The sequence below is a fragment of the Intrasporangium mesophilum genome (assembly GCF_054783095.1).
In genome coordinates, this window is sequence record NZ_BAAGRF010000014.1 from 53,631 (window position 1) to 70,587 (window position 16,957).

General features: G+C 71.4%; 12 protein-coding genes. 10 read left to right on the forward strand and 2 right to left on the reverse strand.

What is annotated here, in order from left to right:
- Positions 1–2: 2 nt before the first annotated feature.
- The 10 genes from ACYVLP_RS13315 (at position 3) to soxR (ending at position 12,702) form a co-directional block, all read left to right on the forward strand.
- The gene (locus ACYVLP_RS13315) at positions 3–1,682 is read left to right on the forward strand and encodes an AAA family ATPase (protein WP_460627830.1); all 1,680 of its coding nucleotides are present in this window, start codon (positions 3–5) and stop codon (positions 1,680–1,682) included.
- Complete coding sequence (locus tag ACYVLP_RS13320) at positions 1,679–3,022, forward strand: hypothetical protein (RefSeq protein WP_460627831.1); 1,344 nt, start codon at positions 1,679–1,681, stop codon at positions 3,020–3,022. The genes ACYVLP_RS13315 and ACYVLP_RS13320 overlap by 4 nt, the downstream gene beginning before the upstream one ends.
- A complete protein-coding gene (locus ACYVLP_RS13325) occupies positions 3,019–4,179 on the forward strand; it encodes a glutamate ABC transporter substrate-binding protein (RefSeq protein WP_460627832.1) in 1,161 nt (386 codons plus the stop codon). Before ACYVLP_RS13320 ends, ACYVLP_RS13325 begins: the two co-directional genes overlap by 4 nt.
- 7 nt (positions 4,180–4,186) lie before the next feature.
- A complete protein-coding gene (locus ACYVLP_RS13330) occupies positions 4,187–5,416 on the forward strand; it encodes a hypothetical protein (RefSeq protein ID WP_460627833.1) in 1,230 nt (409 codons plus the stop codon).
- On the forward strand, positions 5,413–7,827 hold the full coding sequence (locus ACYVLP_RS13335; RefSeq protein ID WP_460627834.1) for a serine/threonine-protein kinase: 2,415 nt from the start codon (positions 5,413–5,415) through the stop codon (positions 7,825–7,827). The genes ACYVLP_RS13330 and ACYVLP_RS13335 overlap by 4 nt, the downstream gene beginning before the upstream one ends.
- Entirely contained in the window at positions 7,824–9,197 is a 1,374-nt protein-coding gene (locus tag ACYVLP_RS13340) for a PP2C family protein-serine/threonine phosphatase (protein WP_460627835.1), read from the forward strand. The genes ACYVLP_RS13335 and ACYVLP_RS13340 overlap by 4 nt, the downstream gene beginning before the upstream one ends.
- The gene (locus ACYVLP_RS13345; protein ID WP_460627836.1) at positions 9,190–10,479 is read left to right on the forward strand and encodes a vWA domain-containing protein; all 1,290 of its coding nucleotides are present in this window, start codon (positions 9,190–9,192) and stop codon (positions 10,477–10,479) included. The genes ACYVLP_RS13340 and ACYVLP_RS13345 overlap by 8 nt, the downstream gene beginning before the upstream one ends.
- The gene (locus ACYVLP_RS13350; protein WP_460627837.1) at positions 10,476–11,570 is read left to right on the forward strand and encodes an FHA domain-containing protein; all 1,095 of its coding nucleotides are present in this window, start codon (positions 10,476–10,478) and stop codon (positions 11,568–11,570) included. Before ACYVLP_RS13345 ends, ACYVLP_RS13350 begins: the two co-directional genes overlap by 4 nt.
- A gap of 135 nt (positions 11,571–11,705) precedes the next feature.
- Positions 11,706–12,269 (forward strand): AAA family ATPase, encoded by a 564-nt coding sequence (locus ACYVLP_RS13355; RefSeq protein ID WP_460627838.1) that lies wholly within the window; start codon positions 11,706–11,708, stop codon positions 12,267–12,269.
- Position 12,270: 1 nt separating this feature from the next.
- A complete protein-coding gene (gene soxR / locus ACYVLP_RS13360) occupies positions 12,271–12,702 on the forward strand; it encodes a redox-sensitive transcriptional activator SoxR (RefSeq protein WP_460627839.1) in 432 nt (143 codons plus the stop codon).
- 364 nt (positions 12,703–13,066) lie between these two features.
- Here the strand turns inward: soxR and ACYVLP_RS13365 are convergent, their stop codons facing one another.
- Positions 13,067–15,187 carry an ABC transporter ATP-binding protein gene (locus ACYVLP_RS13365; RefSeq protein WP_460627840.1) on the reverse strand — a complete coding sequence of 707 codons (2,121 nt, stop codon included), beginning with the start codon at positions 15,185–15,187 and terminating at the stop codon, positions 13,067–13,069.
- A complete protein-coding gene (locus ACYVLP_RS13370) occupies positions 15,187–16,920 on the reverse strand; it encodes an ABC transporter ATP-binding protein (protein ID WP_460627841.1) in 1,734 nt (577 codons plus the stop codon). The genes ACYVLP_RS13365 and ACYVLP_RS13370 overlap by 1 nt, the downstream gene beginning before the upstream one ends.
- Positions 16,921–16,957 lie beyond the last annotated feature (37 nt).

A 16,957-nucleotide genomic window follows, 5' to 3' on the forward strand; every position in this document is an offset into this window, starting at 1 on the left:
GCATGAGCACCACACGCTCCCATGACGGGTCGCGGCTCGCCGAGAGCCTCGACCAGCTGACCGACATCGCCGCCGAGGCCGGCCTCGACCCGGCGCAGGCACGCGACGAGGGACTCCGGGTTGCGGCCGCCCTGTCCGAGGCCGTGCCGGGCGCCGCGACGGGCTGGGCCGAGGTCGCACACCCGGGGCTGACCGACCTCCGCCGGATCAACGACGCCTTCTTCGACGCCGCCTCACGGGGCCGCCGGTGGCGCGGCTCCCCGACGGACCTGCTCGAGTCGCTCGTGTCGTCCGGCAGCTCGCTGGCAGACGAGTATGCCGAGGCGCTGACCGAGGTGGCGTCCGCGGCGGTGATGCTCGGCACCGCGCCGATCTGGGTGATCGCCAACGCGTCTGCGGCCTCCGGCGCGTACCTTGCCGCGGCGCGCGCAGTCCCCCGCCTGCCGGCATACCCCGGGATGGGACCGGGCGGCATACCCGGGCTCGGGACCGGCGCGCCCGACCTCGCGCGCCCCAACCTCGTCGGACCCATGGAGTCGCCTGGGACACCAGGCGGCTCGCTCTCTCCCGAGGCCGGGGCGCCCGGGACGCCCGGGACGCCCGGGACCTCAGGTGGCGCGACGGCGACAGCGGAGGCCGCGGCGACCGCCGAGCCGGAGACGCCTGCGGAGCCGGAGAAGTCGGTGCAGGAGCTGCTCGCCGAGCTCGACGCGATGATCGGCCTCGACCGCGTCAAGAAGGAGATCCACCGGCAGGTCGCCCTGCTCTCGGTGGAGAAGATGCGCACCGAGGCGGGGCTCAAGGCTCCGACGATGAGCCGGCACCTGATCTTCGTCGGCAACCCCGGGACCGGAAAGACGACCGTGGCACGGCTCGTCGGCGCGATCTACCGCGCGCTCGGGCTGCTGCCCAAGGGCCAGCTCGTCGAGGTCGACCGGAGCGAGCTCGTGGCCGGGTACGTCGGCCAGACCGCGATGAAAACCGCCGAGGTCTGCGCCCGCGCCGTCGGTGGCGTGCTGTTCATCGACGAGGCGTACGGCCTGACGGGCGACCAGTTCGCGCAGGAAGCGGTCAACACCCTCGTCAAGGAGATGGAGGACCACCGCGACGACCTCGTGGTCATCGTCGCCGGCTATCCCGACCCGATGGTCGCGTTCATCGCGCAGAACCCCGGGCTCGCGAGTCGGTTCACCACGACGATCGAGTTCGACGACTACACCGACGACGAGCTCCTCGACATCCTCGACTCGATCGCGACCGGCTCCGACTACGAGCTCACCGACGGGGCACATGCTCGCGTCCGGGAGATCTTCGAGGCCACCGCGCGCACCTCGATGTTCGGGAACGGACGCTTCTCGCGCAACCTCTTCGAGCACGCCGTCGGCCGCCACGCGTGGCGGCTCAAGGACGCGACGGAGCCAACTCGCGACGAGCTGCGTCTACTCACCGCAGACGACTTCATCGACCAGCCGGACGACGAGCCCGAGACCACTCCCGACGACCAGCCCGAGACCACTCCCGACGACCAGCCCGACGAGGGGATCGTCGGCCAGGTCCCGGACCGACCCGAGGGTGAATCGACCGAGCATCCGGACCCGGTCAGGGCAGACCCTGATGGTTCCACACCGGCCGATGAGGCAGTCTCGGACGAGCAGCACCCACCGAGCGAGGACACCGCATGACGAGCGCACCGACGACGAACATCCCCGTCGCCATACCCGCCGGCGCGCCGCGGGGGGCCACCGGGCCGCAGCAGCCACGCACCATCGCCGGCAGCCTGCCCGCCGCCCGCACCGTCGCCAACCGCCTGCTGCACGGCACGCCGGGCCGGATGCGCCTGTTCGGGCTGCTCGGGGTCATCGCCGCGGTCGCGCTCGGCGCGATCAGCGCCAACGCCCTGCTCGCCTCGCAGGCGGCCGTCGAGCGGGCCGCCAACAACATCGCCCAGGTCGTGCGGGTCCAGTCCATGCACGTCGACCTGCTGCGCGCCGACGCCGTCGCCACCAACGCCTTCCTCGTCGGCGGCCTCGAGTCCGCTGCGTCCCGCACGAGCTACGACGACGCCATGTCACGGGTCGCGTCGGGCATCGCCGAGGCCGCGGCCGCTCAGCCCGCCGACGGCGCGGCCCTCGGGGAGCTGTCCCAGAAGGTGCAGACGTATGCCGCTCTGGTGGAGCAGGCGCGCGCGAACAACCGGCTCGGGCTGCCGGTAGGGGCGCAGTACCTCACGCAGGCCAGCGCCGGGCTGCGGTCGGACGCGATCCCGATCGTCGAGGCGATCGTCAGCGCCAACGAGCAACGGGCCCGGGACGAGTTCGACCGCAGCAACTCGAGCCTTCAGCTGCTCGTCGGCGTCGCGGCGCTGGTCGGCCTGGCCGCGATCTCGATCTGGCTCGCGCGCCGGACCCACCGCTACGTCAACCCGTCCCTGACCGGCGCCGTCGTCGTGCTCATCGTCGCGCTGTTCGTCACGGCGTCGGTCGTGGGCAGCCTCGCCGGGGCGACGCGCGACGTCGCGAGCGGCGCCTACCAGACGGCCGTGAAGCTCGCCGGCGTGACCACCGCCGCCAACGACGCCCGCGCCAACGAGAGCCTGACCCTGATCCGGCGCGGCTCCGGAGACGCCTTCGAGAAGTCCTGGCAGAAGGACGGCGGCTCGGTCGACCAGGGCATCACCGAGCTCCAGCAGCGCAACGTCCCGGACGCCGCGAGCCTCGACCAGCTGTGGAAGGCCTACTCCGACACCCATAAGCAGGTCCGCACGCTCGACGACGGCGGCAAGTGGGACGACGCGGTCAAGCTCTCGACGAGCACGGCCGCCAGCGGCGCAGCCGGGACCTTCCAGGCCTTCGACACCGCCGCGAGCCAGGCCCGCGACACGGCCAGCATCTCGGCCGTCGACACGTTGCGCGGTCTGGGCGGCTCGGCCGGCTTCTACGCCCTCGGCATCGCCGTCGTCGCGCTGCTCGCGGCGTGGCTCATCGTCCGGGGCATCGGCCAGCGAATCGAGGACTACCGATGACGACCAGCACCTTCTCCCAACGCCCAAGGGGCGGCGAAAAAGAGATCGGGGTCAGCCGCGGCGCCGGCGTTGCCTGGACGCAGCGCAGCGAGCTGGGTCCCACGCTCTGCGTGGGAGGGACGAGCGAGCGCAGCGGAGGAAGGCAACGCCTTAGAGGCGCCGCGGGCACGCGCCGCAGCGAAGCGAGGCGCCAAAAGCTCGTCACCGTAGCCCTCGCCGCCGCCGTGCTCGCGGGCCTGGCGGGATGCTCGAGCGTCACGTACGCCCAGACGCCGGTGCCGCCCGCGCCGAAGGCGAGCGCCCCGCCGAGCGCGGCTCCCGCCGCCCCGCAGACCTGCAACAACGCCACCCAGTCGTATGACCCGCTGCCGACCGTGCCGAGCAGCAGCGCGATCACCGACGGCACGGTCCGCAAGATCCTCGACCGCGGCTACCTCACGGTCGGGGTGTCCGCGGACACCTACTTGTTCGCTGCGCGCGACCCCTTCACCGGCCAGATCAGCGGCTTCGACATCGACATCGCCAAGGCCGTGGCGCAGAGCCTGTTCGGGACCGCGACCGGCCACCTGCAGCTGCGGGTCATCACCGCCGCCGACCGGCTGCCGCTGCTGCAGGACCGCAAGGTCGACATGGTGACGCGCAACATGTCGATGACGTGCGACCGCTGGGACAAGATCGGCTTCTCCGCCGAGTACTACCGCGCCGGTCAGAAGGTGCTCGTCAGCAAGGCCGCCCCCAACGCCGCGAACCTCTCGCTCGCAGATCTCAAGGGCAAGCGCGTCTGCGCCCCGTCAGGCACGACCTCCCTGGCCAAGCTGCAGTCCGTCGAAGGCCCTATCGCCGTCACGGCCGCCAACCACACGGGCTGCCTCGTGCTCTTCCAGCAGGGCAAGGCCGACGCCATCACCGGCGACGACACGGTCCTGGCCGGCCTGGCCGCACAGGACCCGAACACCGTGGTCACCAAGGCCAAGGCGATCACCGCCGAGCCCTATGGCATCGGCGTCAACAAGGCCGACGTCTACTTCGCGCGGTACCTGAACCGGGTGCTCGCCGACATGGAGTCCGACGGCCGGTGGAAGCAGATCTACAACACGTGGCTCGCCGGCCCACTCGGGCCCGGCGCCACTCCCCCGACCCCGGTGTACGGACGCTGAGCCGCAGATGACCGCCGTGCCGCAGACTCCCTCCGACCCCGGTTCGGGCATCGTCGCCCCGCCCGCGCCGGGTCGGCTGGGCGTGCCTGTGCAGGCGGCGGAGGCCCAGACGTACCTCAACGCCCTGCGCGTGTGGGTCACCCAGCGCCGGGCCGACCTCAACGAGGTCGACCGCGCGGTCCTCAAGCTCTCGCAGGCCGAGCAGGTCGCGATCACCACCGACCTCACGGTCGCGCTGACCTTCTGGAAGGCTGTGAGCGACCGCCTCACGCTGCTCGAGACGACGTTCGACGGCGGCCGGGTGGGGCCGAAGGAGGCCGAGCGCCTGTCGACCCTGATTCACGGGCGCCTCGACTCGAACACCACCGAGCACCTCGCTCTGGCCTCCAGCGGGTCGCTCGCCGTGAGCCTGCCCGAGGCGTGCCGGCTGCTCGACTCGCTGACGCGAACGCTCCAGGCCCGGGCCTCGCTGGCGCCGGGAGCCGCCGAGGCCAGCCAGCGGATCACCTTGGTACGCGCGGGAGTCGAGCGCGTCCGCGACCAGATCCCGCTCGTGCCCGTCGGGCCCCAGCGAGACGAGGCCGCCGAGAAGCTGGCCCGCCTGGACCGCCGCACCACTGACCTCGTCGAGCGCGCCCGCCGCGGCGCTGACGTCGGCGGCATCATCGGGCCGCTCGAGATCGACGTCGCCGTCCTCGAGCGCGACCTCATCGTCGAGGCCGCCGAGCGCGCCTCGGCGGCCAAGAGCCGGCTGCGCACCCAGCAGCAGGTGGAGGAGCTCGATGCCCGGGCCGCGGCCATCCGGGCCCTCGAGAAGGCTTGCATCGAGGCGATCACGCCCGCCCCGCACCTGGCCATCCCCAACGTCCGCGCGCTGGGACCGGTGCCGCAGTCGGCAGCCGAGCTCGCGGCATACCGGGAGAAGCTGGAGCGCGTGTCGCGCGCGCTCGACCTCGCCCACGAGACGTATGCCGCCGGGCTCGCCGAGCGCGACGAGGTCGTCGGGCTCGTCGGCGCGGTCGGCGCCATGGCTGCGTCCGTCACCCTCACCCCGGAGGCGACGGCCGACCTCGGCGACCTGCGCGCCCGCCTCGACACGACCTTGGCCACGACGCCCCTGCCGATCGCCCGCGCCCGGGCGCTCGCGGCGGCATACCAGGCCTATGTCGACACGGCCACCCGCTCGTCCCGCGCCGCGACCCGTCCCGCTCCCCGAACCCAGAGGCCACGCGCATGAAGTGCAACCAGCCGGGCTGCTCCGGAAACATTGTCGACGGCTACTGCGACGTCTGCGGCATGTCGGTCGACACCGCCGCCGCGATCCCCGCGGCTGCGACCGCCGGCGCACTCTCGTCGTCCGCCACCCCGCCGCTGCCTCCCCCGTATGCCGCACCGTCGGCCAACGCGATCCCTGAAGGCGAGCCGTGCCAGCAGCCCGGATGCCACGGCAAGATCGACGCCGGCTACTGCGACGTGTGCGGCACGCCCGCCGACCAGCAGGGCGTCGCGGCGCTGGCTCCGGCCGTAGGGCCCGAGCAGACGGTGCCCGCCGGCGTCGGGCCCGAGATCTCGACCCGCTCGGCCGCCTCGAGCAACCTCGCCTCGGCGGCCTTGGGCTCCAAGCGCGCCCGTGAGTCGGGCTCGGTCGCGACCAGGCGCACGAGCGGGTCGCAGCGGCTGCGTTCCGCGCGGCTCGGCGGCGGCATCACGACCGTCCGGCCCGCACCGACCATCGACGCCGAGAAGGCCCTGCTGGCCGACCCGACCGTCCCCGAGAACAAGCGCTTCTGCCCCAAGTGCGGTGAGCCCGTCGGCCGCGGCCGCGACGGCAAGCCCGGCCGCACCACCGGCTTCTGCGCCAAGTGCCGCCACCCGTTCTCGTTCGACCCCAAGCTCAAGGCGGGCGACCTCGTCGCCGGCCAGTACGAGGTCGCCGGCTGCCTCGCCCACGGCGGCCTCGGCTGGATCTACCTCGCGCGCGACAAGAACGTGTCGGACCGCTGGGTCGTGCTCAAGGGCCTGCTCAACTCGGCCGACCCCGACGCCCTCGCGGCCGCCATCGCCGAACAGCGGTTCCTGGCCCAGGTGTCACACCCGAGCATCGTCGAGATCTACAACTTCGTGACCCACGACGACGCCGGCTACATCGTCATGGAGTACGTCGGCGGTACGTCGCTCAAGTCGATCCTCAAGCAGCGGATGCAGCACGCCGGGCGTTACGACCCGCTGCCCGTCGACCAGGCGCTCGCGTACATCCTGGAGATCCTGCCCGCCTTCCAGTACCTCCACGACCTCGGGCTGGTCTTCTGCGACTTCAAGCCCGACAACATCATCCAGGTCGGCGACGAGGTCAAGCTCATCGACCTCGGTGGCGTGCGCCGGGCCGACGACGAGGACTCCGCGATCTTCGGGACCGTCGGCTACCAGGCTCCCGAGGTGGCCGAGCTCGGGGTCTCCGTCGCGTCCGACATCTACACGATCGGGCGCACCCTCGTCGTGCTGACGATGGAGTTCCGCGGCTACCAGACGACGTATCTCAACACCCTGCCCGCGCAGGACACCGTGCCGGTCTTCCAGAAGTACGACTCGTACTACCGCCTGGTCGCCAAGGCGTGCGCGCCCAACCGCGACGACCGGTTCGTGTCGGCCGACGAGCTGCGCTCGCAGATGATCGGGGTGCTGCGGGAGGTCGTCGCGCTCGACAAGGGCGCGGGAGCCGCCACGACGACCGTCGGGTCGCTGCTGTTCGACGTGCCGACTCCGGGCGTCGAGCCCGACGACTGGCGCAACCTTCCGGCGCTGCGCCGCGACCCGCACGACCCCCTCGTCGGCTGGCTGGCGACGGTGAGCGGCACTCCCAACGAGCGCCTCGAGCGCCTCGCCAGCGCCCCGAAGAGCTCGACCGAGGTGCTCCTCGAGCGCGCCCGCACCGCTCTCGACGCCGGCCTGCGCGACATCGCCGAGAAGACCGCCGCGGAGCTGCTCGGCGCCGACCCGTGGGAGTGGAGGGCGGTCTGGATCCAGGGACTGGCCGCCCTCGAGCGTGGGGACGCGCGCGCGGCCCAGGCGGCGTTCAACGCCGTCTACGGCCAGGTGCCCGGCGAGCTCGCACCCAAGCTCGCCCTGGCCCACGCGTGCGAGAAAGCAGGTGATGACGCCGTCGCCGAGAACCTCTACGTCGCCTGCGCGCGCACCGACGCCACGTACGTGCCGATGGCCGCCTTCGGCCTCGCCCGGATCCGCGCCGCCCGCAAGGACGTCGACGGTGCGGTCGCGGCATACCGGCTGGTGCCGGCGCAGTCGAGCGCCTTCCGCACTGCGCGGGCAGGGCTCGCCGAGCTGCTCACCAAGGCCAACCGCGGCCTGCCCGACCTCGCCGAGGCGCTGCGCACCCTCGACGACACGTCGCTGACCGCCCGCCGGCGGGCCGAGCTGACGACGCTCATCTATCGCGAGGCCCTCGAGACCGTCGAGAAGACGGGCAACAAGGCCGACATCCGCATCGGCACGCACAAGGGCACCCCGACCGGGCTGCGTCTCGGCCTCGAGGAGTCCTTGCGCGAGCTCGCGAAGCGCACGCCGGACCTCGCCGAGCGCGTCCCGCTCGTCGACGAGGCCAACGCCATCCGACCCTGGAGCCTCTTTTGAGCGACAGTCCGACCACGGGCGCGCCCGACCCGACCACTCTCGCGCAGCCCAGCGACGGGCACTCGCAGCCCGTCGAGGGTCTCGCGCGGGCTGCTGCGTCGCTGCGCGACTGCCCGGTATGCGGCACAGCCAACCCCGCCGAAGCGAGCTTCTGCGAGGCCTGTGGCGCCGACCTTGCGGCGGCCGGAGGGGGCGTCACGGGTGTGGGTGCCGGCCTGCCCGGCGCCACCGCCGCGAGCGCGACCGGGGCCTCGACGGGGATGCCCAGCGCCCACGACGTGGCCGAAGAGACGCTGATGGCGACGGCGACCCCGCAGACGGCGCCCGCCGGTGAGGAGTCACCCCTCGACGTCGGCTGGACCGGTGCCGTGCCGTCGGCCGCCGTCACCCCGGTGGACGACAACCTGTGCACCGCCTGCGGCCAGGGACACATCGTCGACGGCTACTGCGACAACTGCGGCACGCCCCCGCCCGACCCCCGCGACCACTACACCGAGGCACCGGCCGCATGGGTCGCCGGCGTCTGCGACATCGGCAAGCGGCATACCCGCAACGAGGACGCCATGGCGCTCAGCGCGGCGGACGTGCCCGGCTCTCGCGCCGTGCTCGTCGTCTGCGACGGCGTCTCGATGGCGACCGACTCGCACATCGCCTCGCTCGCTGCCGCCAAGGCTGCGCGCGCGGTCCTCGACCAGCCGTTCCCCAAGGGCGTCGGCACCCCCGAGGCGTGGGCGGCGGGCGCCGGACGCGCCCTGGCCGGCGCGGTCGCGCGCGCCAACCAGGCCGTGGTCGACGCGGTCATCGCCGACGTGCCCAACCCGCCGTCGTGCACCATCGCCGCCGCAGTGGTCGAGGACGGCGTCATCGTCGCCGGCAACGTCGGCGACAGCCGCGTCTACTGGCTGCCCGACGCAGCCGCTGAGCCCGCTCAGCAGCTCGGCCGGGACGACTCGTTCGCGCAGGAGCGGATGGCCAGCGGGGTCTCCCGCGAGGCGGCCGAGAACGGCCCGCACGCGCACTCGATCACGCGCTGGCTCGGCAAGGACGCGCCCGACGACCTCACCCCGCACCTGACCACGCTGACCCCCGGCGCAGGCTGGCTCCTCGTGTGCTCCGACGGGCTGTGGAACTACTGCTCCGAGGCCGAGGACGTGCGACGCCTCGTGCACAACGGGCTCGACGAGGTCGACGACGACCAGCCCACCACGATCGCACAGTGGCTCGTCGACTTCGCCAACGAGCAGGGCGGTCGGGACAACATCACGGTTGCCCTCGCGAGACTGGCTGGGCAAGGATCGACAGAGACGACAGAGACGACAGGGGCGGCCGCGGACGCGACGCCGGAGGAAGGGAACCCGATCGATGGCTGACTTCACCGCAGAGGTTTTCCAGAACGAGTTCCTGCCCGACGGGGGCACCGACGTGCACGCGATCGTCCGCGTCACCTCGACCGGTGCCACCGCGGGTGCAGGCTCGGCCGGGACGACCGACCCTGGCTCGGCGGCGGAGGTCATCCTCATCGACACCTCGGGCTCCATGGGCCGGCGCGGCGTGCAGGCGGCGGGCGAGGCGGCCAAGGCGGCGCTCGCCGAGATCACCGACGGCACCCTCTTCTCGATCGTCTCCGGCAACGGCACCGCACAGATCGTCTACCCCTACAGCCACCAGGGCGCACTCGTGCCCATGTCGTCGCACACCCGCGGAGAGGCCACTCGCGCCATCGACGGGCTGCGGGCCAACGGGGGCACGGCGATGGGCACCTGGCTCACGCTCGCCCGGCAGATCTTCGAGACGGTCCCGTACGTCACCAAGCGGCACGCGATCCTGCTTACCGACGGCGTCAACGAGGGCGAGACGCCCGCGTCGCTCGCCGCGGCCGTGCGCAGCTGTGTCGGCGTATTCCAGTGCGACGCCCGCGGCGTCGGCGACCAGTGGCGCGTCGACGAGGTCCGCGGCATCGCTTCGTCGCTGCTCGGCTCGGTCGACCTCATCCCGGCCCCCGAGGACATGGCAGCCGAGTTCGAGAAGATGATGCGCGCCTCGATGTCGCGGGGCGTGGCCAACGTCGAGGTGCGGGTGTGGGTGCCCCAGGGTGCCGAGCTGCTCTTCGTCAAGCAGGTGTCTCCCTCGCTCGAGGACCTCACGCCACGACGCACCCAGATCAACCCGTTGACCGGTGCCTACCCGACCGGCGCCTGGTCCGACGAGAGCCGCGACTACCACGTCGCCGTGCGGCTGCCCGCGCGCACGCTCGGCCAGGAGCAGCTCGCCGCGCGCGTGCAGGTCTCGCTCGGCGGCGACCCCGTTGCCCAAGGCCTGGTCAAGGCCAAGTGGAGCAACGACGACGCCCTGACGACCCGCATCGACCCGGCCGTGGCCGCCTACACGGGTCAGGCGGAGCTCGCGACGGTCATCCAGGAGGGCCTGGCAGCCAAGGCCGCCGGCCAGGACGACATCGCCACCGCCAAGCTCGGCCGGGCTGTCCAGCTCGCCGACGAGACCGGCAACGAGGAGATCACCACGCGCCTGAAGAAGGTCGTCGACATCGACGACGCCGACACCGGCACGGTCCGGCTCAAGAAGGGCGTGACCAAGATCGACGAGATGTCGCTCGACACGGCCTCGACCAAGACGAGCCGGGTGCGCCGGTGAGTGCCATCTGCCCCAACGGCCACAGGTCGGAGGCCGACGACTACTGCGACACCTGCGGCTCGCCGATCGACCTGGATGCCCAGCCGACCGCTGCCAGCGCCGGAACGTCGGGCAGCGCCGGGGCGTCGGGCGGCGTCGGGGCGTCGGGCAGGGCGTCGGGCAGCGCCGGCACGACTGGGTCGGGAGGTGAGTCGTTCTCGGCTGCGACCGGCGCACCCCAGCGGTCGTCCCTCGACCTCGACCCCGCCGTCCCGACCGCTGGCGAGGGGGCATCCGGACTGGGCGTCGGCACGCCGGTGGCCCCGGCGCCGACCGGCCTCGAGTGCCCGAACTGCCACACCGAGAACGCCGACGGCGCCCTCTTCTGCGAGGCGTGCGGGTATGACTTCACGACCGGCGCGATGCCGCGCGACGCGGCGGGCGAAGCCGGCGCGCTCTCGGACGACGGCGGCGACATCGGCGGTGATGGAGCCGTGGGGAGGCCTGGCGGCGAACCAGCTGGTGACGTGAGCGAGGCGGCCACCGGTGGGGCCGGCTCGGCCGCTGGTGCCCTGGCCGGTGTCTCGGCCGGTGTCTCGGCCGGCACCTCGGCCGGCACCTCGGCGCGTGCTGGGGCTGGCGCCTCGCCAGGCGCTGCGACTGCCGGCTCCGGCGCTGGGACCGGCGCCGGAGCGCCGTTCGAGTGGCTCGCCGAGGTGTGGGTCGACCCGGACTGGTACCAGACCCAGGAGGCCGAGGACCCCTGCCCGTCGCCCGGGCTGCCGGTCATCATGCCGCTGCGGCACCGCAGCGTGCTGCTCGGCCGGGTGTCGACGAGCCGGAACACCCATCCCGAGATCGACCTGTCGTCCGACCCCGGCGTGAGCCGGCGTCACGCGCAGCTGACGTCCGACGGAACTCGGTGGTTCGTGGAGGACCTCGGTTCGTCGAACGGGACCTTCGTGGGGCAGGCGTCGGGCCCGCTCCCGGAGGAACCGATCAGCGTCGGTCCCAAGACCGAGCTCGACGACGACGACCGGCTCTACGTCGGAGCATGGACGCGGGTCGTGGTCCGTCGGGCGACCCCCGACGAGGTCGAGGCGTACGCCTGAGGCGAGTCGACTGACCACTTGACCTGCACGACCCAGTCGAGCGGGCCCTTCGAGAGGGCGGTCTGGTCAGACTCGAACTTGAACGTCGCATGAACTCTGGCGACTTTCGCACCGTCGGGCTCTAGGGTGTGCCATGTGACCGAACGGCCCCTCCACCTCGCCGTCGACGTCCCGCAGGTCATCGTCGTGACGGGCGTGATGGCGGCGGGCAAGTCCACCGTGTCCCAGCTGCTGGCGGAGCGGTTCTCCAAGGCCGTGCACCTGCGGGGCGACGAGTTTCGCCGCGTCGTCGTGCGCGGCCGCGCGGACATGTCGCCACACGGCGACCCCGAGGCCGAACGCCAGCTCGCGCTGCGCCACGCGATCGCCGCGCACTCGGCCAACATGTACGCCGACGCCGGCTTCACGGTCGTCGTGCAGGACCTGTTCGTCGGCGCGAGCCTGCAGCCGTTCCTCGACCAGCTGGCCTCGCGGCCGCTGAGCCTCGTGATGCTCGCCCCTGATGTGGGCACAGTGATGCGTCGCGAGGCCGAACGCGTGAAGGTCGGTTACGGCGACCTCTGGTCGATCCGGGACTTCGACCACAAGGTCAAGACCGAGACCCCCCACATCGGGCTCTGGCTCGACAGCTCGGGGCAGACTCCGGAGGAGACGGTCGAGGAGATCATCTCCCGGTTGCCGGAGGCGAGGGTCCACTGAGATGTCCGGACTGACCATCGGCCAGGTCGCCCAGCGCACCGGCGCGGCGACCTCGGCGCTGCGCTACTGGGAGGAGCTCGGGCTGATCGGCTCGGAGCGGACGACCGGCAACCAGCGCCGCTACGAGCGGGCGACGATCCGTCGCGTGTCGTTCATCCGCGCCGCCCAGCGGGTCGGCCTCTCGCTCGACGAGATCGGTGCGGCCTTGGCGACGCTGCCCGACGGCCGGACACCCACTGCGAGCGACTGGGCGAGGCTGTCGCGGTCCTGGCGGGGCCGTCTCGACGAGCAGATCCGCCGGATCGAGAAGCTGCGCGACCAGCTCGACTCGTGCATCGGGTGCGGCTGCCTCAGCTTGCGCACGTGCGCGCTCAACAACCCGTCCGACGTGCTCGCCGACCGCGGCCCGGGAGCCGTCCTGCTCGAGCCCTGACGCTTCGCCTGCCCGTATGCCGTGTGGTGGGGATTCGGGCCCGACGGACCGCGACCGACCCAAACCCCGAAGGGGAAGTCTGCGTCTGCCGCACTCTCGTGGCGGTCCTACGGCTCCCGAAGTCGATGGTTCTCGCCACGGAGTCCGCGGGCCAGCTCGAGACCCGCACGTACGTCTCGGCAGAGCCAGCACGATGACGGCAGTCGTGAAGGCGCTGTTCAAGACGTGGCGGCTGGGTGAGAAGCGCGACCCGACCGTGTATGCCGTGTCCATGCAGCGATGGCTGACCGCCTGGTCGGGCCAGCCCTGACCAGCATCGCGCCCCGGCCGGGATCGAACCCGGCCGGGGCGCGCGCCCGTTGCCTCAGTCCTTCGCCGCGTCCGCAGGGATGGGGTTGTCCGGCGCGGGAACGCCGGGCCCGCCCGCCGGTCCGGGAGCCGATGCGCCGACCCCGGCCAGGGCCGGGACCCCGTTGGCGCCGTTCGCGCCGGCCGCCAGAGCCGCCTCCGCGTCGAGGTCCGCGGCGGCACCCGCGAACTGCGCGGCATACAGCCTGGCGTATGCGCCGTCACGGGCGAGCAGCTCGGCGTGCGAGCCCTGCTCGACGATCTGTCCCTCCTCCATGACGAGGATCAGGTCGGCGTCGCGGATCGTCGAGAGACGGTGGGCGATGACGAAGGACGTCCGGTCGGAGCGGAGCCGCGCCATCGCCTTCTGGACCAGCAGCTCGGTGCGCGTGTCGACCGAGCTGGTCGCCTCGTCGAGGATGAGCAGCGCCGGATCGGACAGGAACGCCCGGGCGATGGTGACCAGCTGCTTCTCGCCCGCGGAGATGTTCGAGGCCTCGTCGTCGAGCACGGTGTCGTAGCCGTCGGGCAGGGAGTGCACGAACCGGTCGACGTAGGTCGCCTTCGCTGCGGCCAGCACCTCCTCGTCGCTCGCGCCCGGCCGGCCGTAGGCGATGTTCTCGCGGATCGTGCCACCGAACAGCCAGGTGTCCTGAAGCACCATGCCGATCCGCGAGCGCAGGCCGTGGCGGGTCAGGTCACGAATGTCCACGCCGTCCAAGGTGATCCGGCCGCCGTCGAGCTCGTAGAACCGCATGATGAGGTTGACGAGCGTCGTCTTGCCGGCCCCCGTCGGGCCGACGATCGCGACCGTCTGTCCGGGGCGGACCGACAGGTCGAGATCCTCGATGAGGGGCTGGTCCGGCGTGTAGGAGAACGTGACGTCCTCGAACGCGACGGAGCCGTGCGGGTCCTCGAGCACCGTCGGGGAGGCGGCGTCGGGCTCCTGCTCCTCGGCGTCCAGCACCTCGAAGACCCGCTCGGCCGAGGCCACACCCGACTGCAGCACGTTCGCCATCGAGGCGACCTGCGTCAGCGGTTGGGTGAACTGGCGGGAGTACTGGATGAACGCCTGCACGTCACCGAGGCTCATCGTGCCCGACGCGACGCGCAAGCCGCCGACGACGGCGACGAGGACGTAGTTGATGTTTCCGATGAACATCATCGTCGGCATGATGATGCCGCTGATGAACTGCGCCCCGAACGAGGCTTCGTAGAGCTCGTCGTTCTTGGTCTCGAAGCCGGCTTGGGCCTCCTTCTGGCGGCCGTAGACCTTGACCAGGCCGTGGCCGGTGAAGGTCTCCTCGATGATGCCGTTCAGCTCGCCGGTGTTGCGCCACTGCTGGACGAACAGCTTCTGCGACCGCTTGGCGATGGCCGCCGTGACCGCAACCGAGACCGGGATCGTCACGAGCGCGATGAGCGCCAGCGTCCAGGAGATCCAGAACATCATGATCAGCACGGCGACCACCGTGAGCAGCGCGTTGAGCAGCTGGGACAGCGTCTGCTGGAGCGACATGCCGATGTTGTCGATGTCGTTGGTGACCCGGCTGAGCACCTCACCTCGCGGCTGCCGGTCGAAGTACGGCAGCGGCAGCCGGTTGAGCTTGGCCTCGACGTCCTGCCGGAGCTGGAACATCGTCTGTTGCAGCACGCCCTGCAGGATCCAGCCCTGGACCCACAGGAGAAGGGACGCCACGGCATACAGGACGATGACCACCATCAGCACCTGACCGACCGCGGTGAAGTCGATCCCCTGGCCGGGGGTGAAGTCCACATTGGACAGCAGCTCGGCCTGGGTCGTGTTGCCCGTCGCGCGTGCGGCGTCGACCGCCTGCTGCTTGGTCATCCCGGCCGGCAGCTTCGAGCCGATGAAGCCGGCAAAGATGAGGTCCGTCGCCTTTCCGAGGATCTTCGGCCCGATCGAGCTGAGCACGACACTCACCACGGTCAGCGTGATCACGAAGACGACCTTGGCGCGATGCGGCGTGAGCAGCCGGACCAACCGCTTGGCCGACGGGCCGAAGTTCAGCGACTTCTCTCCCGGCTGACCCATCTGCATGGGACCGCGCTGGCGCACCGGGCCTCGGCGGGCTTCGGCCGCCTTCTCTTCCTCGGTCTTGACTCCCTCAGCCATCAGGCTGCCTCCTCCGCGCCGCGCTGGGACTCGACGATCTCCTGGTACGTCTCGGAGGTCTCGAGCAGCTGGTCATGGGTGCCCTGGCCGACGATGCGGCCGTCCTCGAGCACGACGATGTGGTCGGCGTCGACGATGGTCGACACGCGCTGAGCGACGATGACGACGGTGCTGTGAGCCGTGACCGGACGCAGCGCCTGGCGCAGCCGGGCGTCGGTCGCCAGGTCGAGCGCCGAGAACGAGTCGTCGAACAGGTAGATGTCGGGGCGTTTGACGATCGCCCGCGCGATGGCGAGACGCTGTCGCTGGCCGCCGGACACGTTCGTGCCGCCCTGGGCGATGTGCCCGTCGAGGCCGCCGTCCATCCGGCTCACGAAGTCCTGGGCCTGCGCGATCCGCAGCGCGTCCCAGAGCTCCTCGTCGGTGGCGTCGGGGTTGCCGTATCGCAGGTTGGTCGCGACGGTGCCGCTGAACAGGTACGGCTTCTGCGGGACGAGCCCGATCTTGCTCCACAGCTCCTCGAGCGACAGGTCGCGCACGTCCACGCCGCCGACCGCGACCCGGCCCTCGGAGATGTCGAAGAGCCGCGGCACGAGGCCGAGCAGGGTCGTCTTGCCGGCGCCCGTCGAGCCGATGATCGCCGTCGTCCGGCCGGGGGACGCGGTGAACGTCACGTCGTGGAGCACGGCATTCTCGGCGCCGGGGTAGTGGAAGTCGACGCCCTTGAACTCGATGCCTGCCGGAGCGGTGCGCATCGGGATCGGCTGCACCGACTCGCTCACGGTCGAGGTCGTTCCGAGGACCTCCTGGATGCGGCCGGCGGAGACCGCGGCGCGGGGGATCATCGTCGCCATGAAGGTCGCCATCATGACGCCCATGAGGATCTGGATCAGGTAGGACAGGAATGCCGTGAGGGCGCCGATCTGCATGTCACCCGAGGCGATCCGGTGGGCGCCGAACCACATCACGGCGACCGAGGACATGTTGAAGACGAACAGCACGATCGGGAAGACGAGCGCCATGAGGCGGCCGACCCGAAGGCCCGCCTCCGTGAGCTTGCCGTTCGCCTCGGAAAACCGCTGCTCCTCGTGGTCCTCGCGGACGAAGGCCCGCACGACCCGGATGCCGGTGATCTGCTCGCGCATGACCCGGTTCACCCCGTCGAGCGACTTCTGCATCCGGCCGAACCACGGGACCATCCGCCAGATGACCAAGCCCACGGACAGGCCGAGCAGGGGCACGGCGACCGCGACGAGCCAGGCCAGCCCGAGGTCCTCGCGCAGCGCCATGAACACCCCGCCGACCATCATGATCGGGGTCGTCACGAGCAGCGCGAACCCCATGAAGGTGACCATCTGCACCTGCGTCACGTCGTTGGTGTTGCGCGAGATCAGGGTCGGCGCGCCGAACTTGGCGACCTCCTGTGCGGAGTAGTCGACGAAGGTGCCGAAGATGTTGGCACGCAGACCGCGGCCCATCCCCATGGCGACCCGTGCGGCGAAGTAAGTCGCGCCGACGGCGGCCGCGATCTGGGCCAGGCTGACGACGAGCATCAGCGCGCCGTGCTGCAGGATGAAGCCGGTGTCACCCTTGGCCACCCCGTCGTCGATGATCTCGCCGTTGAGGCTGGGCAGGTAGAGCGAGGCGATCGTCGCCACGAGCTGCAGGATCACGATCAGGGTGATCTCGCCCTTGTAGGGCTGCAGGTGACTGCGCAGCAGTCGGATCAGCATGGTGGTGCCTTTCGAGTCGTCGAGGTCGCTGGGTACG